The following is a 21,628-nucleotide window of genomic DNA, read 5'->3' on the forward strand; positions in this document are numbered from 1 at the left end:
GTGCTTAGGTGGGGTTAGGCAAGCTGCATGCGGGACCACCGGGCATAGGTGAGACCGGCGAATCCTGCCGATAATGCCAGGAAAACCAGCAACTGTGGCGTGGTTGTCGGAATGATCTGTAACGCCCACAATGCCGGGACTGCCGGTGGCATCCAGCCGCTATTAGCACCCAATAAGGTGCCAAACTGGCCGAGAATAATCAGCGCAAGGGCGGTGCCGCAGCCGGCGATAAGGGAACGAGTGCACACGGAAACCCACGCAATAATAGGGGTTGCGAGGAGCGTGAGTACTCCCAACACGAGAAACCGTAGGATGTGTGCTTCCGTGGGGAAGCCAAAGCGGAATCCCACGGCGAGCAGCAGCATCACGATGGCGAGTAGCAGATGAGTGACAAGGGTCCATGCTGCATAAACCAGGAATTTGGCTGTCATAGTGATGTGCCGACTCATCGGCAGCATGGCCAATCCGATGGCGGTGTTATCCATAAACTCTCGGGCATATATCCAGGCGATCATGGTGCCAAAACCCAATACTTCCGCAGCCGCCGTGATCTGTGTCGCTACAAAGAAGAACCCATTCTCATCATGAGTGGCGGCAGCTCCCCCCTTAGCGAGAATGACCGGATTGTTGTGGGCGATAGCGATCATCATTGCCGAAACAATAAGCGGGATTCCGGTCAGCATTGCGCCGGTGATTCCCCGTGCCGTTGCGGATTTTGTTACCTTGAGGGTCTCGACTTTCATTGTAATTATTAACGTCGAGTGACGAAAAGATGACATAGAAACTCTCCCAACTTATCGCTTAATTGTCTACATTGGCGTTTGATTGATCGTCTGAAAGAATGGCCTGAAAGAAGCAGTTTTCCAATTGTGGGGTGGTGGGGGACAGTTCCGTAATGATGCGCCCGGAATTTACCACGACAATGCGGTGAGCAATGGCTGCCACCTCGTCCAAATGGTGACTGCTGACCACCACGCTACATCCCGCGGCCGCTCGCTCTTTCACGACGGTGCGCAGGGTGACTATTCCCATCGGATCAAGAGCATTGGTGGGCTCGTCAAGCACGATAAGTTGCGGCTGATGCTGAAACACCCCAGCTAAACCCACTCGCTGCTTGTTTCCTAGCGATAGTTTCCGAAAGGAGCGATTGCGGTATGGTTGCAGCTCCCACCGGTTGATGGAGTCGGTAACGCGCCCAGGGTCGATGCCATATAACCAAGCATGCATGCGTAGGTTTTGAGCCACGGTCAGCTCGGGATAGCAAAACGGCGCGTCGATAAGCTGCCCGATATCGCCATTGCCCACGGTGCGGCGAACCGTGCCGGCGGTGGGGTGGATGAGGCCGAGCGCGAGCCGTAACAGTGTGGTTTTGCCGGCGCCGTTGCGGCCGATGAGCGCAACGATCTCGCCTGCCGCCACCGAAAAATTGAGGCGAGTAATGCCGCGGCTTGTCACCGTAACGTTGTGCAGCTCAAGCATGAGTGCCCGCCAAAGCATGTAAAACACCGCGCAACGTCGGCATGAGCGGCCGATTGATGTGTGTACTCCAATCTATTAACGCCCTGGTCAGCCCAGCAATGACTGCGGTTGCCAACGCGGTTGCCGTGAGCTTGTCGACGCCCCGGGCAGTCAACGCCGTGGCGATCGCGGTAATTGTTTCGTCATTGCTGTGGATTGCTGCCGCTGCCAATTCGGGATTCTCGGCCACGATGCGCAGCCGGGTACGCAATCGCTCTTCGACGTCTGGGGTGAAGGTGTCGAGAAGCGACTGGATTCCGGCGGTGATTGCGCGAAGCGGTGCTTCCTTGGCTGGGCGCTTTTCGACGGCTTCCGCGATCGCCGGATCAAATGGATCCTGCAGAATCAGCGACTCCTTGGTGGGGAAATGGCGGAAGAGTGTCATCTGGCTTACCTCGGCAACAGCCGCGATTTGCGCGGTGGTAGTGGCGGAATATCCCTGGTGAGTAAAGAGTTCCAGGGCGGCCAATTGTATGTGCGTGTGGGTCCGATCCCATTTAGGTGAGGGTGTCATGATGCATCAGTCTCCATGCCCGCTATCTTACACCATAATGTTAGTCACTAACATTATGGTGTAAGTGTTGTACGCTTGATGTCCAGGTTAAAGAAAATGTGCTTCTGAGCTGTGCGTTTGTAATTGTTCTGGTTGTGTGTGTAAATTTGTGTGAGTCAGCGAGGCGGTCGCCAAGCTGATGACCAGCGAAGTTGACAAGTTTTATGCTTGTTGGCTAAACTGACCAAGGTTGCTTTGCGCTTACGGCTTTTAAAAGTTGGAGGCGGGAGTATGCCAGTGTTGTTTGAGAACTCGATAGTTGTGTCATTTGATGAAACGAATTATTGTTTGAACATGAACGCGAACGTGGGCACCAAATAGTTATTGATAGTTGTTGGTGTTTGTTGTTTGTTGTTGTTTTGTTGGTTTCTTTGTTTTTTGCCTGTAATTTTTTGTTTGTTTTTTTGGAGAGTTTGATCCTGGCTCAGGACGAACGCTGGCGGCGTGCTTAACACATGCAAGTCGAACGGAAAGGCCCCCACTTTTTTGGTGGGGGTGCTCGAGTGGCGAACGGGTGAGTAACACGTGGGTGATCTGCCCTGCACTTCGGGATAAGCTTGGGAAACTGGGTCTAATACCGGATAGGACCATGGTTTAGTGTCTCATGGTGGAAAGATTATTGTTTTGGTGCAGGATGAGCTCGCGGCCTATCAGCTTGTTGGTGGGGTAATGGCCTACCAAGGCGTCGACGGGTAGCCGGCCTGAGAGGGTGGACGGCCACATTGGGACTGAGATACGGCCCAGACTCCTACGGGAGGCAGCAGTGGGGAATATTGCACAATGGGCGCAAGCCTGATGCAGCGACGCCGCGTGGGGGATGACGGCCTTCGGGTTGTAAACTCCTTTCGTTAGGGACGAAGCCACACCTTTTTTTGGGTGTGGTGACGGTACCTTTGTTAAGAAGCACCGGCTAACTACGTGCCAGCAGCCGCGGTAATACGTAGGGTGCGAGCGTTGTCCGGAATTACTGGGCGTAAAGAGCTCGTAGGTGGTTTGTTGCGTCGTCTGTGAAATTCCGGGGCTTAACTTCGGGGTGGCAGGCGATACGGGCATAACTAGAGTGCTGTAGGGGAGACTGGAATTCCTGGTGTAGCGGTGGAATGCGCAGATATCAGGAGGAACACCGATGGCGAAGGCAGGTCTCTGGGCAGTAACTGACGCTGAGGAGCGAAAGCATGGGGAGCGAACAGGATTAGATACCCTGGTAGTCCATGCTGTAAACGGTGGGCGTTAGGTGTGGGGACCGGTTTGGTTTCTGTGCCGTAGCTAACGCATTAAGCGCCCCGCCTGGGGAGTACGGCCGCAAGGCTAAAACTCAAAGGAATTGACGGGGGCCCGCACAAGCGGCGGAGCATGTGGATTAATTCGATGCAACGCGAAGAACCTTACCTGGGTTTGACATGCACCAGACGGTTGTAGAGATACGTACCTCCCTTTGTGGTTGGTGTGCAGGTGGTGCATGGTTGTCGTCAGCTCGTGTCGTGAGATGTTGGGTTAAGTCCCGCAACGAGCGCAACCCTTGTCTTATGTTGCCAGCACTTTGGGTGGGGACTCATGAGAGACTGCCGGGGTTAACTCGGAGGAAGGTGGGGATGACGTCAAATCATCATGCCCTTTATGCCCAGGGCTTCACACATGCTACAATGGTTAGTACAACGCGCTGCAAACCTGTGAGGGTGAGCGAATCGCTGAAAGCTAATCTCAGTTCGGATTGGGGTCTGCAACTCGACCCCATGAAGTCGGAGTCGCTAGTAATCGCAGATCAGCAATGCTGCGGTGAATACGTTCCCGGGCCTTGTACACACCGCCCGTCACGTCATGAAAGTTGGTAACACCCGAAGCCCATGGCCTAACCACCGTTTTTTGGTGGGGGGAGTGGTCGAAGGTGGGATTGGCGATTGGGACGAAGTCGTAACAAGGTAGCCGTACCGGAAGGTGCGGCTGGATCACCTCCTTTCTAAGGAGAATAGAGTATTTGTTTTGTCGCCTGGGTGCTGGTTAGTACCTGGTGGTGACAAGTTTTTGTCATTGTTTGGTGTCTGGTTTGGGCGCCTGGTGGTGGCAAGTTTTTGTTTGCAGGTGAAGACAGGTATCGCACGCATTTCATGTGTGTGGTTTTGGGAGTTGATGAAACAAAGGTTTTTGCGGTCTTTCAGCCTTGTTGGTTGTAAGGGTTTGAGCAAAGCGTGTTTGTGTTTTCGTTTGTTTTGTTGTGTGGCATGCTGTTGGGTGTCTAGAGCAGCACGAGTGTTGTTCTATGGATCACCCCTGGTGAGCAAGGCCTTTTTGCTGGTTGCGGCCCGTGTGTTTGGGTTGTGTCTGGTGGGTGTTGTGTGTGGGGTGGTGTGTTGTGTGAGAACTGTATAGTGGACGCGAATGCGATAAAAATAGCAACGATAATTGTGTTGTTGTTGTTTGTTTTTTCTTTTTTGTGGTTTTGTTCTTGGTATTTTTTGTTGTCTGTGCGTGAAAAATGTGTGTGTTTTTTGTTTTTTAGGCGCATGGTGGATGCCTGGGTATGCTAAGCCGATGAAGGACGTGATAGGCTGCGTTAAGCCTCGGGGAGTTGCCTGATGAGCGTTGATCCGAGGGTGTCCGAATGGGGAAACCCGGCCATGGTTATGTGTGGTCACCCGCCAGTGAATGAAATAGTTGGTTGGGGGGTTACGCGGGGAAGTGAAACATCTTAGTACCCGTAGGAGGAGAAAACAAGAGTGATTCTGCTAGTAGTGGCGAGCGAACGTGGATAAGGCTAAACCGTGTGCGTGTGATACCGGGTAGGGGTTACGCATGCGGGGTTAGAGGAGCACGGCGTATCAGTTCTACCTCGGCTGGTGCTGTTGTTGGTGTGTGTTAGTGGAAGTGGTGTGGAATCGCCTGCCAGAGACGGTGAGAGTCCGGTACACGAAAACACTCGCTTGCGGGGTTGTTGTGTTTCCTGAGTAGCGGCGGGCTCGTGGAATCTGTCGTGAATTTGCCGGGACCACCCGGTAAGCCTAAATACTTAGCATGACCGATAGTGGAGTAAGTACCGTGAGGGAATGGTGAAAAGTACCCCGGGAGGGGAGTGAAAGAGTACCTGAAACCATGTGCTGATAATCCGTCATAGCCCCCCCTTTTTTTTGGGTGGGGTGGTGGCGTGCCTTTTGAAGAATGAGCCTGCGAGTCAGTGGCATGTTGCGTGGTTAACCATGAGTGTGGGGAGCCGTAGCGAAAGCGAATCCTAATTAGGGTGTGTGTGGCATGTTCTGGACCCGAAGCGGGGTGATCTACCCATGGCCAGTGTGAAGCAGAGGTAAGACTTTGTGGAGGCGCGAACCCACTTAGGTTGAAAACTGAGGGGATGAGTTGTGGGTAGGGGTGAAAGGCCAATCAAACTCCGTGATAGCTGGTTCTCCCCGAAATGCATTTAGGTGCAGCGTCGCATAGTGTGCTTGTTGGAGGTAGAGCTACTGGTTGGTTGAGCGGGACGATAATCTTAGCAACATCAGCTAAACTCCGAATGCCAGCAATGTGGGTGCGGCAGTGAGACTGCGGGGGATAAGCTCCGTTGGTCGAGAGGGAAACAGCCCAGATCGTCGGTTAAGGCCCCTAAGGGTGTGCTCAGTGGGAAAGGATGTGGGATCGCGAAGACAGCCAGGAGGTTGGCTTAGAAGCAGCCATCCTTGAAAGAGTGCGTAATAGCTCACTGGTCGAGTGGTTCTGCGCCGATAATGTAGCGGGGCTTAAGTACACCGCCGAAACCGCGGCAACACACGTAAAGGTGTGTTGGGTAGGGGAGCGTCGTGCATGTGTTGAAGCTATTTGGTGACAGGTGGTGGAGTGTGTGCGAGTGAGAATGCAGGCATGAGTAACGATTGATGTGTGAGAAACATATCCGCCGGATGACTAAGGGTTCCTGGGTGAAGTTTGTCTTCCCAGGGTGAGTCGGGGCCTAAGGCGAGGCCGACAGGCGTAGTCGATGGATGACGGGTTGATATTCCCGTACCCGTGTGCGTGCGACAAGTGATGAATCTTATGGTACTAACCGCCCGCTTGTTTCCGCTGATCTTTTTGGTTGGTGGTTTCAGGTGCGTGGGATCTTCGTGGGTAGTAGTCAAGTGATGGGGTGACGCAGAGTGGTAGCTAGGCTTCCTTATTGGATTGGAGTGCAAGCGTGTGGCCTGTGGGGTTGGGAAATCCGCCCCGCATATGAGGTGAGGCGTGATGCGGACACCATGTTGTGGTGGTAGTTAGTGTGCCTGTGCTGTCTAGAAAAGCCTCTAGCGAGTGCGTGCATGGCCCGTACCGGAAACCGACACAGGTGGTCAGGTAGAGAATACTAAGGCGTTCGGGTGAACTGTGGTTAAGGAACTCGGCAAAATGCCCCCGTAACTTCGGGAGAAGGGGGACCATTACTGGTTGCTGACAGCGAATTGGCTGGTGGTGGTCGCAGAGGAGAGAGGGAAGCGACTGTTTATTAAAAACACAGGTCCGTGCGAAAACGTGGAAGTTGAGGTATACGGACTGACGCCTGCCCGGTGCTGGAAGGTTAAGAGGACCCGTGAGTGCATCTTTGTGGTGTGCGAGGCGGAGAATTGAAGCCCCAGTAAACGGCGGTGGTAACTATAACCATCCTAAGGTAGCGAAATTCCTTGTCGGGTAAGTTCCGACCTGCACGAATGGCGTAACGACTTCCCTGCTGTCTCAACCACAGGCCCGGTGAAATTGCAGTACGAGTAAAGATGCTCGTTTCGCGCGGCAGGACGAAAAGACCCCGGGACCTTTACTATAGCTTGGTATTGGTGTTTGGTCATGCTTGTGTAGGATAGGTGGGAGACTGTGAAGCCGCAACGCTAGTTGTGGTGGAGTCGCAGGTGAAATACCACTCTGGTGTGATTGGGTACCTGAACCTTGGCCCGTGATCCGGGTTGGGGACAGTGCCTGGTGGGTAGTTTAACTGGGGCGGTTGCCTCCTAAATGGTAACGGAGGCGCCCAAAGGTTTCCTCAGTCTGGTTGGCAATCAGATGGTGAGTGTAAGTGTATAAGGGAGCTTGACTGTGACACTGACGGGTGGAGCAGGTGCGAAAGCAGGGACTAGTGATCCGGCACCTACGTGTGGTTGTGGTGTCGCTCAACGGATAAAAGGTACCCCGGGGATAACAGGCTGATCTTCCCCAAGAGTTCATATCGACGGGATGGTTTGGCACCTCGATGTCGGCTCGTCGCATCCTGGGGCTGGAGTAGGTCCCAAGGGTTGGGCTGTTCGCCCATTAAAGCGGCACGCGAGCTGGGTTTAGAACGTCGTGAGACAGTTCGGTCTCTATCCGCCGCGCGCGTTGAAACTTGAAGAAGGCTGTCCCTAGTACGAGAGGACCGGGATGGACGTACCTCTGGTATGCCAGTTGTCACGCCAGTGGCATGGCTGGTTAGCTACGTGCGGGAGGGATAACCGCTGAAAGCATCTAAGCGGGAAGCCTGTTTTGAGATGAGGTTTCTGTTGAGGTTCCCTGTAGATGATGGGGTTGATAGGCCAGGGCTGTGAGCATGGTGACGTGTTGGAGGTGACTGGTACTAATACACCGACACAAAAAACACCTAGTGTGTGTGGGCAACAAAGAAATGTGTTGCCGGGAGCATGTGTTTGCCGCAAAAAGAAGAATGATTATTGTGTTTGTGTTTGTTGTACAGTGTTTGACGCAACACGCTGCCCGTACCCTGTTGGGGTGTGGGGGTGGTTTGTTTCAAATTGGGTTTGTGTTGGTGGTTTTAGCGTCGAGGGTACGCCCGGTCCCGTTCCGATCCCGGTAGCTAAGCTTGACTGCGCTGATGGTACTGCAATCGTGGGGTTGTGGGAGAGTAAGACACCGCCAACACACCAAACTTAATATCTACATAATATGTGGGGTGTGCCAAAATCCTCCAAGAGGAGGAGGGCGGCACACCCCACACACTTTTTATGCCCTCCCTTTTTCTATTTGCGTTGGAGTGCACTCCAAGGGCTAGGGTAGGGGGCTATGGACTACCTCACTATTAGTAGCGTCGCAAAGCAAACTGGGCTCAGCCCAGACACGCTACGCTGGTATGAACGCGAAGGCGTACTACCGCCCACCCAGCGCACAAGCAGTGGGCAGCGCGTCTACGACGAGAAAACCATCAAACTAGTAACACTCGTTGCGCGACTCCGCCGAACCGGTATGCCCGTCGCGCAAACCCGAAAATTCTTAAACCTCTTTGCGGAAGGCGCCGCAAGCCACGGCCAACGCATGGCCCTGCTGGAAGAACACAAACAGCGCGTCCAAAATCAGATCGACCAACTCCAGGATGACCTAGGTGCAATCCAGGCGAAAATCGACCACTATGCAGAACTCATCGAACAAGGCCTGGACTGCAATAATCAACTCATCATTGACGAAACCATCCTCGAACAACAACGGAAGCTCTCATGATCCCCACCATTACCCTTGGCGATAACCTCACAGTCAGCAAGCTCGGCTTCGGCGGCATGGCCGTCACCGATGCCTACGGCTCAACCCCTGACGAAGTAGCGAAACAAGCCATCCACACCGCACTCGACGCTGGCATCACCTTCATCGACACCGCCGACGTCTACGGCGAACCCCGTCCCAACACCACCGGCCCCGCCGGCACCAACGAAGAACTCATTGGCGAGGTCCTCGCCACCACAGGTTTGAAGCGCGACGAAATACAACTGGCCACCAAATTCGGCATTGTCGGCTTCGACCTGGAAAATGGCATGAGCGTCCGCGGTGACCGCGAGTATGTGCGCGAAGCCTGCCACAACTCCCTACGCCGACTCGGCGTCGACCACATCGACCTCTACTACATGCACCGCCGCGAACTCACTCGCCCCATCGAAGAAACCGTCACCGCCATGGCCGAACTTGTGGCCGAAGGGAAAGTGCGGCACATCGGGCTTTCCGAAGTCACCGCCGACGAACTCCGGGCAGCCCACCGCATACACCCCATCACCGCGGTACAAAGCGAATGGAGCATCTGGTCCCGCGACGTCGAACACCACGTGGTGCCCGCTGCCAGCGAACTCGGTGTCGGCTTCGTCCCCTACTCCCCACTGGGGCGCGGCTTCCTCACCGGAACCCTCCAAAAAGATCGTGTGCAATCATCAATTCTTGCGGCGCAGCCCCGCTACGACCAGCACTACGATGACAACCAGGCCATTGTCGCCACCATCCAGGACATAGCCGCCGAATGCGAAGCCACCGCAGCCCAAGTCGCACTCGCCTGGCTCTGGCACCAAGGCACTGCCTACGGCCTGCCGGTCGTTCCCATCCCCGGCAGCCGCCGCAGCGATCGAATCCACGAAAACGCCGCCGCCGTAGACGTCCACCTGACCGGCGAACACATGGCCCGCCTCGATGCGGCACTCGCCACCGTGCACGGTGGCCGAAACTTCACCTTCACCGACGACGACTGGATTTCCAGCGGCCGGGAATAAACATCCTGGCCCCGGACCCCGGTCCACAGGGCTCAAGCCCGGCCGCGATGAGCTATTCCAGCTCTAGCCGGCGGTACCGATTCACCGCCGCAAAAATCTCCTGCCGCCGGGGCCGGGCATAAAGCCCCGGATGCCCATTATGCGGAGACAGGGCATCAATCCCCTGAACATCCATTTCCCGGCACACGTCATCAACAAGCTCTGCCAGGTCACTGCGGCCATCCGACCATTCCATAATCATGTCGAATGTGTGAGCGAGACCGCTCACCTGGGCGGCGTCGACAAGCTGCGTGACCGCGGACAAATCCACCTCCTGCTTACCGTAACGGATAGCATTCGTGCCTGCGGCCTTTGCCGGCTTCCGCTCCAACCGCTGCTTCCGCAACCGCCGCCGCGGCTCCGGGCCGAACACCTTCGACGCTGCCGGCGCCGTTGGGTCATAATCCGCCAACTCATGTGCCGCCGACGTCACATCACTGGGCACATACGAATTCATGGCAATCACATAATCCGCAACATCAAAAAACGCGCCCGAACCGCCGGCAACCAAAATCGTCGACACCCCCTTTTCCGTAAACAACGGACGAACCCGCTGCACAAACGGGGTGATAGGCTCATCCTTCGCGGGAATCAGCTGTTGCATCCGCTCGTCCCGAATCATGAAGTTCGTGGCAGACGTATCCTCATCAATGAGCAACGTTGATGCGCCCGCGGCCACCGCCTCCATGAGGTTTGCCGCCTGCGACGTCGAGCCGGAAGCATTCGCCGTCATAAACGACCGCGTGTCCGTGCCCGACGGCAGATTATTAATGAACGGGGAAATATCCACCCCGATCACCGGCCGACCATCCTCCGCCCGAATCGTCGTGGCATCCGCCCGCGTAATCACCCACTCCCGGCCATCACCCGTAATATGCGGATACACCCCCTGTTCAATTGCATGCAATAATGTTGATTTGCCGTGGTAGCCGCCACCGATAATCACCACGATCCCTTCAGGAATCCCCATGCCCGTCACCGTACGCCCACTGGGAAGCGTGATCGAAACTTCGAGCGATTTCGGGCTGGTAAACGGCGTTGCTCCCTGTTCCAACGGTAGGTCCGAATTGCCCGCCTGCCGTGGCAAAATCGCCCCATTGCCCACGAATGCCACCAGGCCCAGGTCGGCAAGCTGCCCCCGCAGCGCCTCCTGGTCCCGCAGCAACGTAACCTGCGCCGTTGCCGCATCCCCGTCCAGGTTTCGGTACAACAGTGCCTGATCCACCGCATCCGGCAGGTCCTCCGTGAGCATTCGCGCCGCCGCATGCCCGTGAATCCGCCGACCCCCAGCCGGCAGCTGCACCGTGATTCGTGCCTCAATGGTGTGCTCTGTGATTCGAATGTTAGTGCGCTCAAGGATGGCCTGTGCCGGCCAACCAATGCTTATCGAGGACTCCCGCGTGGCGGCATGAAACTCCCGCATCAAAAAATCACTCATGGCCAGCCGGCCTTGGGCGTCGTCAAGCAACTCTGGGGGAATACCAGCGGTTTTTCGGTCAAGAATGATCCGCATCAACGACGGCGGCGCATAGGGATCCGATTGGATACGATCAATCGACAGGGTGAAATTGCCCATGTCGTAACTGCCTTTGAGACTCTTATAGGCGCCGTAACTTTTACCATCGAGTGAACTGACAGTGCGTCGGAGATCCTGATTGCGATAAGACATGACGCCATGGTACGGGATTTTCTATCGGTCGCGGGTTGTCTAGGTGGATAACCAGCGGGGATAGCGGCATCGCGTGGTCACGGGGGTAGCGATCATTCCACCCTAGCGACGCAATCACCTACCATAGAAACCGGTCAAATCAATAACATACATTTGGGAAAAGGATATCTGATGTATTCGAAAATTCGTGCAGCTGCCATCTCTGGTATTGCTATTACGCTGATGGTCATAGGGGCACCGTTGGCGCAGGCACAGGGTCTGCCGCAGTTGCCGCCGCTGCCGAACATCAACCCGGAGACCGCTATCGGCACCATCTTTGGGTCGCTGAGCTCCATGGCGGTCGTGTATCTCTTGGTGGGCACTGTCTATAACTATTTTGCCCGCCAGAACGGTAAGAAACAATACGACGGCTCGTACATTCCCAAGTTCTAGCTTTGCAATTATAACCGCGCACATTGCGCATAATGCCTCATCGGGGCAGCACATCGCTATGCTTTCGAGGAAATGATATGGCTAAAATTCAAAGTGCTGCTCGCGCAGTGAAATTGGTGAAAACCTATGGCACTGGGGACACCGCGGTCGAGGCACTCAAGTCGATTTCGATTAAATTCCGCAAACAACAATTCACCGCCATCATGGGCCCGTCCGGTTCGGGAAAATCCACGCTCATGCACTGCATGGCCGGTCTGGATCGTGTCACCCGGGGTGCTACCTTCATCGGTAACACGGATCTGTCCCAGCTCAACGATCGGCAGATGACCGCTTTGCGACGAGACCGCCTGGGGTTTATCTTCCAAAGCTTCAACCTGGTGCCCACACTCACCGCGGCCGAAAACATCACCCTGCCGATGAATATTGCCGGCAAACGTGTCGACAAAAAATGGTACCGGGAGGTGACCACCAGGCTGGGATTGGCGGAGCGGCTGAAACACCGTCCGGCGGAACTGTCGGGTGGCCAGCAACAGCGGGTGGCCTGCGCCCGGGCATTAGTGGCCCGGCCGGAGATCATATTCGGTGACGAACCCACCGGTAATCTGGATTCGAACTCGTCCGCGGAGGTGCTGGACATCTTACGGACCGCGGTCGATGTGTACGATCAGACCGTAGTTATTGTGACGCATGACCCCACGGCCGCATCATATGCGGATCGAGTGGTGTTTTTGGCGGATGGCAAAATTGTGAGGGCATTATCGTCGCCCACGGTGGAACAGATTCTTTGGGTGATGGGCCAACTGGAAACCAGGGGGTGACTCATGGGGCGTCATGGTATGCCGAACGATCCACAACATGACCCAAGGCACAAACACCATAATGGGCGGCGTGCCAGGCAACAGGATGCGTATGAGGACGACTACGAAGAGTGGTCAGACCAAGCGGACTATGTCGAAGATCAGGCCGACGATATAGATGACACGGACTCGGCGGACTATGACGACTATGCCTATGCGGACTATATAGACGACGCCGACGAGGCATGGGACGAAGACGACGAGTGGGACGACGAGGACGAATGGGAAGAACCCGTCGAATGGGGTGAGGCGCCCAAGAAAATCAAAACCCCCAGCGGGCGTGCCACCATGCTGAAACTGAGCGTCCGCTCCATCATGGCGCACAAGCTTCGTCTGCTGCTTAGTGTTGTCGCGGTCATGTTGGGTACCGCCTTCGTGGCCGGTTCCATGATGTTCACTGCCTCGCTCAACGCCGTGTTCGACTCCACGGTCGAAGACACGTTCGCAGGTGTGGATGCGGTCATCACCCCGGATCCGGCCGCGATCATGGCCGAGGTGGCCCAAAACCCCGACGCTGCGGATTCCCTTGGGGGCATTCGGCGGTCGCTGCTCGACGAGCTGCGGAACGACCCCGAGATCAAAAACGTCGTGATTCAGGACGGGGTGCGGCTCATGCTGGCGGACGCGAACCGGAAACCCTTCCAGACCCGGAACGGTAGGGTGCGGGTCGTGCCCTGGTACGACGAGAACTCCGCCGTGGGTGTTGGCAATAGGCTCATCACCGGCAGCCTGCCCGAAAACCCCGACCAGGTGCTCCTTAACAAGCAGGCCGCCCAAACCTATAACATCAAGGTGGGCGATACCGTTGTGGTGATCGACCCGCAGAATCAGCGGAACATGACTGTCACCGGCATTTTCGCCCCGGCAAAGGCCAGCGCCGAGCTAGGCGCCAATATCACCCTTGCCATTCCCGAAACCGATTTCCTGGACCAGTACACTGATGGCAAAACCGTCAAGTCTTTAGCTGTGTCGGGTAACACCAAACACGGTGCAGAGCTGGTCGACTACCTTAAGGGCAAATACCAGGGTGTGAAATACCAGTTGGGGAGCGAGTTGGCCGCCGAGCTCAATGGGGCGATTCGGGATGGGCTGAAGTTCATTAACTATTTCCTGGTGGCCTTCGGTCTCATCGCCCTCTTGGTGGGCACGTTTATTATCGCCAACACGTTCGCCATGATTGTGGCGCAACGGTTGCAGGAGTTTGCCCTGATGCGGGCCTTGGGTGTGTCACGGCTACAACTCACCACGTCCGTGATTATCGAGGCGTTCCTGGTGGGGATTATTGGGTCTGGTACGGGGATTGGTGCCGGCATGGGATTGGTGCGGGGGATCCAGTTTGCCCTGAAATATTTCAATATGTCGATTCCCGAGGTGGGGTTGGGGCTCACCACCACGTCGGTGGTGGGGCCGCTGGTCCTAGGGGTGCTCGTGACCCTGATGAGTGCCTGGTCGCCGGCCCGGCGCGCGGGTGCGGTGCACCCGGTGGAGGCGATGCGGTCGACAGAAACGGCGGCGGAATCGCCGTTGAAGCTGCGGACGTTTTTGGGGTTGGTGCTGCTCGCTGCGGGTGGTGCGGCGGTTGCGGCCGCGGTGCGGGCGTCGATTGCGGATTATGACACGCAGACGCGGGCGTTGGCGGTGGGGGCCGGTGCGGTGTTGGTGACCATCGGGGTGTTTATGGTGGCGCCGGCGTTGTCGATCCTGGTGGTGGGGATCATTGGTCGGCTGTTGGGGCTGCCGTTTCGGGCGGTGGGCAAGTTAGCGGCGACGAATTCGCGGCGGAATCCGCGGCGCACGGCGACGACGGCGTTTGCGTTGACGTTGGGGGTGGCGTTGGTGACCACGATTGGGATGCTGGCAGCGTCGATGCAGCAGTCGGTGAAGGATTTGGTGAGTTCGGGGGTGCGGGCGGACTATGTGCTGTCTAGCCCGGGCGATGGGCGGTTCCCGATCCCGGACGATGCGGTGCAGAAAGTGCGAGAGACCGCCGGGGTGGGGGAGATTACGGGGTTTTCCCGGGTTCCGGTGTCGGTGGGGGTGACGCCGGATTCGTTTATGGTGGCCAATGGCATGGCGAAAACGTTGGTGGCGGATAATGATTTGACGAAAACCCTGGAGTTAGAAGGTGTGAGCGGTTCGATGAATTTGGCGGATCCGAACGTGTTTGTGGCTTTTGATGATTATGCGCATAAGCAGGGTTGGAAAGTGGGGGACATGGTGCCGGTGAAGAATTTAGCGGGGGATGATGTGGTTGAGGCGAAGCTCATCGGCACGTATGAGGAGAACCAGGTGATTGGGGATGTGGTGTTGTCGGCGTCGACGGTGGCGAATACTCCGTATGCGCGGGAGCAGGTGTTGACGTGGCTGATGGTGGTGGGCAATGGCGAGGTGTCGAAAGAGCAGTTGCGGGCGAATTTGCAGGCGGCGGTGGCTGATTATTTGGTGGTGCAGGTGCAGGACCGACAGGAATATGCTGGTGAACGGGCCGCGATGATTAATCAGATGCTATATATCCTGTATGCGCTGTTGGCGTTGTCGGTGTTGGTGGCCACGTTGGGCATTGTGAATACGTTGGCGTTGAATGTGATTGAGCGCAGGCAGGAGATTGGGATGTTGCGGGCGGTGGGGATGCAGCGTCGGCAGATTCGGTTGTTGATTACGATCGAGTCGGTGCAGATTGCGTTGTTTGGTGCCGCAGTTGGCATTGGGGTGGGGGTTGGTTTGGGCTGGGCGTTTTTGAAGGTGCTGGCGGGGGAGGGCCTGAGCGCGTTGGTCATTCCGTGGCCGCAGCTGGGGTGGATGTTTGGTGCTTCTGCGGTGGTGGGTGTGATTGCGGCGTTGTGGCCGGCTAGCCGGGCGGCGAAGACCCCACCGTTGGATGCGATCGCCCACTAGCATGCTTGTCGACGGTGGCCTCACGGGTTAGGTCATCATGGTTCCGATGGTGAGGCCAAGTTGAAGGGCTGCCAGCCCGCCGATGATGGTGGCGGTGAGGTAGCCGGCGAAGAGCCGGTAGTTATGGGTTTTCAGTAGATGGCCTAGTTCGTTGGCGAGGGTGGACCAGGTAGAGAGGGCGCCGGCGAAGCCGATGCCGCCGGCCGCGTAGGCGAAGGAATGCGCTTCGAATAGGTGTGCGATTATCCCGAGGGTGAGGCAGGCGCACATGTTTGCGATAAGCGTACCAAGGTAGGGTGGCAGGGCTTTGCCTAACAGATACCGGGTGATGCCGCCGAGGATGCCTCCGGCGAAGACGAGGATAATGGTCATGATGCGTGCCACCGGTGTCGGAGGGCGTCGCCGATGGCCCAGGCGCCCAGGCAGCTAGTGATGGTGAGCACACTGTAGCTGAGTGCGGCGGGCAGGCTGGTGGTGGCGGTGGTAAGCGCGAAGGTGGAGAAGCTGGTGAAGCCGCCGAGGAGACCGGGGGCGAAGAATTTTTGGGCGACATCGTTGGGGAAAACCCAGGTGGCAATGAGGAAACAGCCGATCGCATTGATGATAATGAGCGCCGTGGGGGCGTCGTAAAGCAGGGGCGTGAGCTGCATGCGTAGGGTGGCGCCGCACCCGGCACCGAGGCCGACGGCGAGTGTTTGTTTCATAGTTATGCAGCTTAATATGTGTGACTTTGTGCTGGAACTAGTGCGCGGGGGCGGAAAAAGGTAGAAGATGGAAAGTAGCTGTAAATTTTTCGTTTCTGTGAGGAGTTTTTTGTATGGCTCATGAGCGTGCCGGCCAAGTTGCATTGCCGGAAGACCTTATTGATATTGCGGAAGTGGTGACGGCGTACTACACCCGGGTTCCGAATCCCGATAATCCCGACCAGCAGGTGGTGTTTGGTACATCGGGGCACCGGGGGGCGTCGTTGGATAATGCGTTTAACGAGAACCATATTTTGGCAACCACGCAGGCCATTGTGGATTACCGTAATGCGCAGGGTATTGGTGGCCCGATTTTTATTGGGCGGGATACGCATGCGTTGAGCGAGCCGGCGCAGATTTCCGCCATGGAGGTGCTGTTGGCTAATAACGTGGAGGTGCTTGTCGACGACCGGGGCCGCTATACCCCGACGCCGGCGGTGTCTCATGCGATTTTGGCCTATAATTCGCGCCTGTCGGGTGGGGTGACTGGCACCGATCCGAAGCGTGCCGACGGCATTGTGATTACGCCGTCGCATAATCCGCCGCGGGATGGTGGGTTTAAATATAATCCGCCCAATGGTGGCCCGGCCGACACGGATGCCACGGACTGGATTGCGGAGCGTGCTAATAATCTGCTGCGCGGCGGCCTGAAGGACGTCAAGCGAGTGAGCGTGTCTGGGGTGTTGGATCCCAAGGCCACGAAGTACAACTATATGGACACCTATGTGGCGGATTTGCCGAATGTGGTGAATCTGGATGTGATCCGGGAGTCCGGGTTGAGCATTGGTGCGGACCCCATGGGTGGTGCGTCGGTGGATTATTGGGGGGCGATTGCCGAGGCCCACAAGCTGAATCTGACGGTGGTGAATCCGCTGGTGGACGCCACATGGCGGTTCATGACACTGGACACGGACGGTAAGATTCGGATGGACTGTTCCAGCCCGAATTCCATGGCGTCGCTGGTGCGGAACCGCGACAAGTACGACATTGCCACCGGTAATGATGCTGATTCGGACCGGCATGGCATTGTGACCCCGGATTATGGGTTGATGAACCCGAACCATTACCTGTCGGTGGCCATTGATTACCTGTTTGCGCACCGGCCGGGCTGGTCGACGGATGCGGTGGGCAAGACCCTGGTGAGCTCGTCGATGATTGACCGGGTTGTGGCCGCGCTGGGTAAGAAGCTGGTTGAGGTGCCGGTGGGCTTTAAGTGGTTCGTGCCGGGGCTTATCGACGGTTCCATCGGGTTCGGCGGTGAGGAATCCGCCGGTGCCTCCTTCCTGCGCCATAATGGGACGGTGTGGTCGACGGACAAGGACGGCATCATCCTGGACCTGTTGGCCTCGGAGATCACCGCGGTGACCGGCAAGACCCCGTCGCAGCGTTATGCGGAGTTGGCCAGCGAGTATGGTGCGCCGGCCTATGCACGTACGGATGCGGATGCAACCCGGGAGCAGAAGGCCATTTTGAAGGCTCTGTCGCCAGATCAGGTGACCGCCACGGAGTTGGCCGGTGAGCCGATCATTGACAAGCTGACGAAGGCACCGGGTAACGGGGCACCGTTGGGCGGCCTGAAGGTTGTGACGGAGTCCGCTTGGTTTGCGGCTCGTCCGTCCGGCACGGAAGACAAGTACAAGATTTATGCTGAGTCGTTCCGTGGCGCGGAGCACCTTGCCGAGGTGCAGAAGGCTGCGCAGGAACTCGTGTCGAGCGTTTTGGGTGTCTAAAACATTCGGCCAACTGAAAGGGCAAAGGGCCGTGACTGCCTAGCGCATGTGCTGCTGCCGCAAGGGCGCTGCAAGCCGCGCTAGGCATGAGCCCACCATCATAGTTTGTTGATGTATTAACTTTATGGTGGTGGGAAACAGGGGGAATGAAGCTGCGGTTTTGCCTACATGTTCGCCAAAGCTACCAATGAATAGATAAGCTTGGTGCTTATGACGAACGCGCAATCCACAATCGTTGCCGATGACAACGACATCGACGACACCTCTATCGAAGCAGACGCTGTGGAAGAAAAACCGCAATCCAATCGCACCACCCTGGTGCTGGACATCATCAGTTTTCTCTCCCGCTTCGGGCTGGCCGCCACCTGGATTTGGGCGGGATTCCACAAGGTAGGCAGTGTATTAGAAACCGGCCAATCCATCCAGGCGTATAAAATCTTCACCCTGGAATGGTCCGTGTTCCTGGCCCAAATCATTGGCCCCCTAGAGCTCATGGGTGGTTTTATCCTGCTCATCGGGGTGTTTTTCCGGCAGGCCGGTTGGCTGTCAACCATCGTGTTGATGCTGTTCATCATCGGTATCGGCCAAGCATGGGCGCGCGGCCTGGTGATCGACTGCGGCTGCTTCGGCAAACAAGACCTGACCGACGGCGGCATGGACTACCTACAAACAATCCTGCGCGACGTGGTGCTGATTGCCATGTCCCTGTGGACCGCGTACCGACCATATCGACGATTCGCCATCTACCCATAGTTGTCTCGCGTTATTATCGGTGGCGCCCACGGATGTTTCTCTGCCGGTATTCACAGAATTATGTCAGCATGCTCCTAGCAAAAGGGAAGCATAACTGGCATAATTCTTAGTTTGAATTGACATCATCCCCCAACCCCAACAAAAGGTGGAAAAATACATGAGTTCCAAGACCACAAAACGAGCCAAAATCCAAAGTCCCAACGAAAATGGTTCCGGGTTCATCTGGGCCATTATCGCTGTCGTGCTCGTAGCTGTTGCGGTCATCGCCTACGTGATTATTTCCGGCAATAAGTCGCAAGAAGAAAAATTTGCCGAAACATATAACGAAACCACCGCCTTTAATAACAAGGTTGATGGCTCGGCAGTGCAGTTGGTTTCCGACAAGGCCGACAAGGCCAAAACCGTGGACATTTACGAAGACTTCTCCTGCCACTACTGTTCCCAACTGGCCAAAGAAACCGACGCGGACATGAAGAAGCTCATAGAAGATGGCAAGGTGAAGGTGAACATCCGCACCATGAACTTCCTGGACAAAGGTGAGATCGGGCACTCCAATAAGGCCGGCACCGCCGCCTACACCATTGCCAAGGATGATTCCGCGCAGGTGTACTGGAACTTCCGCACCATGCTCATGACTGAACAACAAAACATCTGGGGCAAGAAAGAACTCAAGGATCTCGCCGACATGGCCAAGATCCTTGGCGCCAAGGATGAGACCGTGAAGAAGATCGCCGACGGCACCTACTCCGACGAGTTTAAGAAGATTGCTGACGACAACGCCAAGAAACTAGAAAAAGATGGTGACGGCCAAGTATCCTCCCCACGCGTCTTTATCGACGGCAAGGAGATCAAGGAAAACGCCACATGGCCCAGCCAAATCAAGTAAAAAATAGTCGCTGCCAGTGGATTTGTCGGCAACCAGTTCTGTGCGGTAACCTGTAATCCGTTGCTGAAAAGCACGGGGCTATGGCGCAGCTGGTAGCGCATCACACTGGCAGTGTGGGGGTCACGGGTTCGAATCCCGTTAGCTCCACGTTTAACCCCCAGGTTCACATGTTGGACCTGGGGGTTTTCATTGTTTTACCTGGTCTTCACGAGAAGTCTAGACGGGATTAGGGGCGGTTGGGTAGGGTTGAAAATGGTTTTACTTACTTTCAGAAAGCAGTCATGCATGCTAATGCTCGGGGAAGTTAATCTTTATTTCCCTAACCGTTGAATAAACTTCAAGCCTCAAAATATTAATTCTCTAATTGTTCTAGGGAGAGCCATGGCATATTCAATATATAATTTTTTGCGAAATACTAAGGAAGAAACCAAGGCTTTGGATCAAATGGCCTCGTATATTCATCACAACACCGATATGAAGGTCTATCTCTTCCTTACTTTGGAAAACTATGCCGAATTTGAGGCGATACAAGAGCATTATCATGGGCGCGTCGTATGGGCTGTCAATGCCGCTGATACAGGCCCCTTTGGGGCTCTGGACCCTTATTCGTTTGACGGGCTTGTGGAATTTGATGGTAAAGATGTCGATATTGATCCTGGTGGCGCGTTCTACTCCACAGATTTTTCGTTTGATGGTTTAGCCATCATGGCTGATATGGTTGATTTCCCCGAGAAAGTCAAGGAAGTTTTAGTCTCAGATGCTGCTGATTTCCCGGAATCTTTCGATGATTATTTACTTATGGTTCAGGAACAGGATGATGATCCAGATCCCATTGAGGCTAAGGTACTAGCAGCCGGCGCGTTATTGGTGTATTCGCTAAATATTTCTGACACGGTGCAAGGTGAGACTCCGGGAGAGTTGTTTCTTTCAGAAAGCGTGTGTATTGGTGATGCACGTGGGGAAGCGTTCATGTACCAATTCTTCGACCCCAACGATGCTGACCGATAACTACCGGCAATGAACATATCGCAGTAGCCTATTTAGCCTGTCAAGCGTCAGGTTTTGTGGGTACTTGTAGGAAGCTTATTCAGTCGCTGGGGGAAATAGGGTTCGGGTGGCGGTAACATTACGTCAAGCACACTTAAGATGCTGCCAGTGCCTCTGGAGATGGTTGCTTGGGAGATTGCAAAAATGCCGGCTAGGGTTTGTTGCCGTACATTTGGTGGTGCGGCTGGGTTTCCCAACAGCTGAATAAGCCTCAAAATATAATTTTCAGGAGGGAGCTATGGAGTATTCGCAACATAGGTTTCGGCGAATTGTAGCAGAGAAAACGAAGCCGTTAGAGCAAATGGCGTCATACATTCACCAGAACACTGATATGAAGCTATATTTACTCCTTACTCTGGAGGACTATGCTGAATTTGAGGCTATACAAAAACACTATTATGGGCGGATTCAGTGGGTTGTCAACGGTGCTGAAATAAGCCCTTTTGGTTCCATACTTCCGCCTTCATTTTATGGCTTGGTCGAATTTGATGGAAAAGACGCCAACATTAATCCCGCCAAAGCGTTTTATTCTACCCGTATTTCCTTTGATGGTATGGTCATTCTGGCTGATACGCCCGATTTTCCTGAAAAAGCGAAAGAAGTGTTTTTCGCAGGTGAATTCCCGGAAACTTTTGATGAATATTTACTAGCCGTCCAAGCGGAAGAAGGCAATCATCCTATTGAACCTGATTTATTAGCAGCTGGTGCGTCATTAATTTATTCTTTAAATTTGTCTGACACCATAACGGGTGATGCTCCAGGGGAAGTATTTCTTTCTGAGAGCGCATTTATTAGTGATGCGCGGGGTGAAGAGTTAATGTACCAATTCTTCGATCCTAACGACACTGACTACTAAGCACCTGTGATGAACATGCTTCAGCATGGTAGTTTCCCAGGATATGCCGGCGCGGGAAGCAGGAGTCAACCCGATTCCAAAGGTTCGTCTTCGAAGGCAAGCTGCTTGACCAGGTAAGTGAGGGGCTCCCGGACTCCTTTACTTCCCGCTATTCCGGCATACCTACAGATGTTGAGCACCTTTGGGCGTCGTC

16 protein-coding genes, 1 tRNA gene and 3 rRNA genes are annotated in these 21,628 nt (G+C 55.3%); 14 read left to right on the forward strand and 6 right to left on the reverse strand.

Going from position 1 to position 21,628, the window contains the following annotated elements; genetic code table 11:
• Positions 1-14: 14 nt before the first annotated feature.
• Genes HBA49_RS02010 through HBA49_RS02020 form a run of 3 tightly spaced genes read right to left on the reverse strand, consistent with a single transcriptional unit; the run spans position 15 to position 2,032 of the window.
• Entirely contained in the window at positions 15-743 is a 729-nt protein-coding gene (locus tag HBA49_RS02010; RefSeq protein WP_005525154.1) for an ABC transporter permease, read from the reverse strand.
• 58 nt (positions 744-801) lie between these two features.
• Positions 802-1,479, reverse strand: coding sequence for an ABC transporter ATP-binding protein (locus HBA49_RS02015; protein ID WP_005525288.1), 678 nt, complete (start codon positions 1,477-1,479; stop codon positions 802-804).
• The gene (locus HBA49_RS02020; RefSeq protein ID WP_005525338.1) at positions 1,472-2,032 is read right to left on the reverse strand and encodes a TetR/AcrR family transcriptional regulator; all 561 of its coding nucleotides are present in this window, start codon (positions 2,030-2,032) and stop codon (positions 1,472-1,474) included. The genes HBA49_RS02015 and HBA49_RS02020 overlap by 8 nt, the downstream gene beginning before the upstream one ends.
• 440 nt (positions 2,033-2,472) lie before the next feature.
• Here HBA49_RS02020 and HBA49_RS02025 point away from each other — a divergent pair.
• The 5 genes from HBA49_RS02025 to HBA49_RS02045 all read left to right on the forward strand — a co-directional run bounded on the left by HBA49_RS02025 (position 2,473) and on the right by HBA49_RS02045 (position 9,528).
• A 16S ribosomal RNA gene (locus HBA49_RS02025) occupies positions 2,473-4,028 on the forward strand.
• Positions 4,029-4,552: 524 nt separating this feature from the next.
• Positions 4,553-7,649 (forward strand): 23S ribosomal RNA (locus HBA49_RS02030).
• Positions 7,650-7,810: 161 nt separating this feature from the next.
• A 5S ribosomal RNA gene (gene rrf / locus HBA49_RS02035) occupies positions 7,811-7,927 on the forward strand.
• Together the 16S, 23S and 5S rRNA genes form the textbook arrangement of a ribosomal RNA operon.
• A 141-nt stretch (positions 7,928-8,068) precedes the next feature.
• Complete coding sequence (locus HBA49_RS02040) at positions 8,069-8,500, forward strand: MerR family transcriptional regulator (protein WP_005525815.1); 432 nt, start codon at positions 8,069-8,071, stop codon at positions 8,498-8,500.
• A complete protein-coding gene (locus HBA49_RS02045; protein ID WP_005526114.1) occupies positions 8,497-9,528 on the forward strand; it encodes an aldo/keto reductase in 1,032 nt (343 codons plus the stop codon). The genes HBA49_RS02040 and HBA49_RS02045 overlap by 4 nt, the downstream gene beginning before the upstream one ends.
• A gap of 52 nt (positions 9,529-9,580) precedes the next feature.
• On the opposite strand, the gene HBA49_RS02050 is transcribed toward HBA49_RS02045, so the two are convergent.
• Positions 9,581-11,236, reverse strand: a complete 1,656-nt coding sequence (locus tag HBA49_RS02050; protein ID WP_005526278.1) for an ABC-ATPase domain-containing protein — start codon at positions 11,234-11,236, stop codon at positions 9,581-9,583.
• A gap of 171 nt (positions 11,237-11,407) precedes the next feature.
• Between HBA49_RS02050 and HBA49_RS02055 the strand changes: the two genes are divergently transcribed.
• From HBA49_RS02055 to HBA49_RS02065, 3 genes are all read left to right on the forward strand, one after another.
• On the forward strand, positions 11,408-11,668 hold the full coding sequence (locus HBA49_RS02055; RefSeq protein ID WP_005520563.1) for a hypothetical protein: 261 nt from the start codon (positions 11,408-11,410) through the stop codon (positions 11,666-11,668).
• Between the two features lie 77 nt (positions 11,669-11,745).
• Positions 11,746-12,486, forward strand: coding sequence for an ABC transporter ATP-binding protein (locus HBA49_RS02060; protein WP_005520564.1), 741 nt, complete (start codon positions 11,746-11,748; stop codon positions 12,484-12,486).
• 327 nt (positions 12,487-12,813) lie between these two features.
• Positions 12,814-15,420, forward strand: a complete 2,607-nt coding sequence (locus HBA49_RS02065) for an ABC transporter permease (RefSeq protein ID WP_040432096.1) — start codon at positions 12,814-12,816, stop codon at positions 15,418-15,420.
• 27 nt (positions 15,421-15,447) lie between these two features.
• On the opposite strand, the gene HBA49_RS02070 is transcribed toward HBA49_RS02065, so the two are convergent.
• Positions 15,448-15,792: a fluoride efflux transporter FluC gene (locus HBA49_RS02070; protein ID WP_005526475.1), complete on the reverse strand. Its 345-nt coding sequence runs from the start codon at positions 15,790-15,792 to the stop codon at positions 15,448-15,450.
• Positions 15,789-16,124, reverse strand: coding sequence for a CrcB family protein (locus HBA49_RS02075; protein ID WP_005526439.1), 336 nt, complete (start codon positions 16,122-16,124; stop codon positions 15,789-15,791). The genes HBA49_RS02070 and HBA49_RS02075 overlap by 4 nt, the downstream gene beginning before the upstream one ends.
• A gap of 113 nt (positions 16,125-16,237) precedes the next feature.
• Between HBA49_RS02075 and pgm the strand changes: the two genes are divergently transcribed.
• The 6 genes from pgm to HBA49_RS02105 all read left to right on the forward strand — a co-directional run bounded on the left by pgm (position 16,238) and on the right by HBA49_RS02105 (position 21,435).
• A complete protein-coding gene (gene pgm, locus HBA49_RS02080) occupies positions 16,238-17,893 on the forward strand; it encodes a phosphoglucomutase (alpha-D-glucose-1,6-bisphosphate-dependent) (RefSeq protein WP_005520572.1) in 1,656 nt (551 codons plus the stop codon).
• A gap of 210 nt (positions 17,894-18,103) precedes the next feature.
• A complete protein-coding gene (locus tag HBA49_RS02085) occupies positions 18,104-18,646 on the forward strand; it encodes a DoxX family protein (protein ID WP_005525614.1) in 543 nt (180 codons plus the stop codon).
• A gap of 157 nt (positions 18,647-18,803) precedes the next feature.
• Positions 18,804-19,532, forward strand: a complete 729-nt coding sequence (locus HBA49_RS02090) for a DsbA family protein (RefSeq protein ID WP_005526068.1) — start codon at positions 18,804-18,806, stop codon at positions 19,530-19,532.
• A 74-nt stretch (positions 19,533-19,606) separates the two neighbouring features.
• A tRNA-Ala gene (locus HBA49_RS02095) sits at positions 19,607-19,679 on the forward strand.
• 234 nt (positions 19,680-19,913) lie between these two features.
• A complete protein-coding gene (locus HBA49_RS02100; RefSeq protein WP_005525972.1) occupies positions 19,914-20,540 on the forward strand; it encodes a hypothetical protein in 627 nt (208 codons plus the stop codon).
• Positions 20,541-20,817: 277 nt separating this feature from the next.
• Complete coding sequence (locus HBA49_RS02105; protein WP_005525928.1) at positions 20,818-21,435, forward strand: hypothetical protein; 618 nt, start codon at positions 20,818-20,820, stop codon at positions 21,433-21,435.
• Positions 21,436-21,628 lie beyond the last annotated feature (193 nt).

The sequence above is a fragment of the Corynebacterium matruchotii genome (assembly GCF_011612265.2).
GTDB lineage: Bacteria > Actinomycetota > Actinomycetes > Mycobacteriales > Mycobacteriaceae > Corynebacterium > Corynebacterium matruchotii.

Coding starts and splice junctions, on each gene's coding strand:
- HBA49_RS02010 (WP_005525154.1), bottom strand. CDS start 743: ATGAAAGTCGAGACCCTCAAGGTAACAAAATCCGCAACGGCACGGGGA.
- HBA49_RS02015 (WP_005525288.1), bottom strand. CDS start 1,479: ATGCTTGAGCTGCACAACGTTACGGTGACAAGCCGCGGCATTACTCGC.
- HBA49_RS02020 (WP_005525338.1), bottom strand. CDS start 2,032: ATGACACCCTCACCTAAATGGGATCGGACCCACACGCACATACAATTG.
- HBA49_RS02040 (WP_005525815.1), top strand. CDS start 8,069: ATGGACTACCTCACTATTAGTAGCGTCGCAAAGCAAACTGGGCTCAGC.
- HBA49_RS02045 (WP_005526114.1), top strand. CDS start 8,497: ATGATCCCCACCATTACCCTTGGCGATAACCTCACAGTCAGCAAGCTC.
- HBA49_RS02050 (WP_005526278.1), bottom strand. CDS start 11,236: ATGTCTTATCGCAATCAGGATCTCCGACGCACTGTCAGTTCACTCGAT.
- HBA49_RS02055 (WP_005520563.1), top strand. CDS start 11,408: ATGTATTCGAAAATTCGTGCAGCTGCCATCTCTGGTATTGCTATTACG.
- HBA49_RS02060 (WP_005520564.1), top strand. CDS start 11,746: ATGGCTAAAATTCAAAGTGCTGCTCGCGCAGTGAAATTGGTGAAAACC.
- HBA49_RS02065 (WP_040432096.1), top strand. CDS start 12,814: ATGCTGAAACTGAGCGTCCGCTCCATCATGGCGCACAAGCTTCGTCTG.
- HBA49_RS02070 (WP_005526475.1), bottom strand. CDS start 15,792: ATGACCATTATCCTCGTCTTCGCCGGAGGCATCCTCGGCGGCATCACC.
- HBA49_RS02075 (WP_005526439.1), bottom strand. CDS start 16,124: ATGAAACAAACACTCGCCGTCGGCCTCGGTGCCGGGTGCGGCGCCACC.
- pgm (WP_005520572.1), top strand. CDS start 16,238: ATGGCTCATGAGCGTGCCGGCCAAGTTGCATTGCCGGAAGACCTTATT.
- HBA49_RS02085 (WP_005525614.1), top strand. CDS start 18,104: ATGACGAACGCGCAATCCACAATCGTTGCCGATGACAACGACATCGAC.
- HBA49_RS02090 (WP_005526068.1), top strand. CDS start 18,804: ATGAGTTCCAAGACCACAAAACGAGCCAAAATCCAAAGTCCCAACGAA.
- HBA49_RS02100 (WP_005525972.1), top strand. CDS start 19,914: ATGGCATATTCAATATATAATTTTTTGCGAAATACTAAGGAAGAAACC.
- HBA49_RS02105 (WP_005525928.1), top strand. CDS start 20,818: ATGGAGTATTCGCAACATAGGTTTCGGCGAATTGTAGCAGAGAAAACG.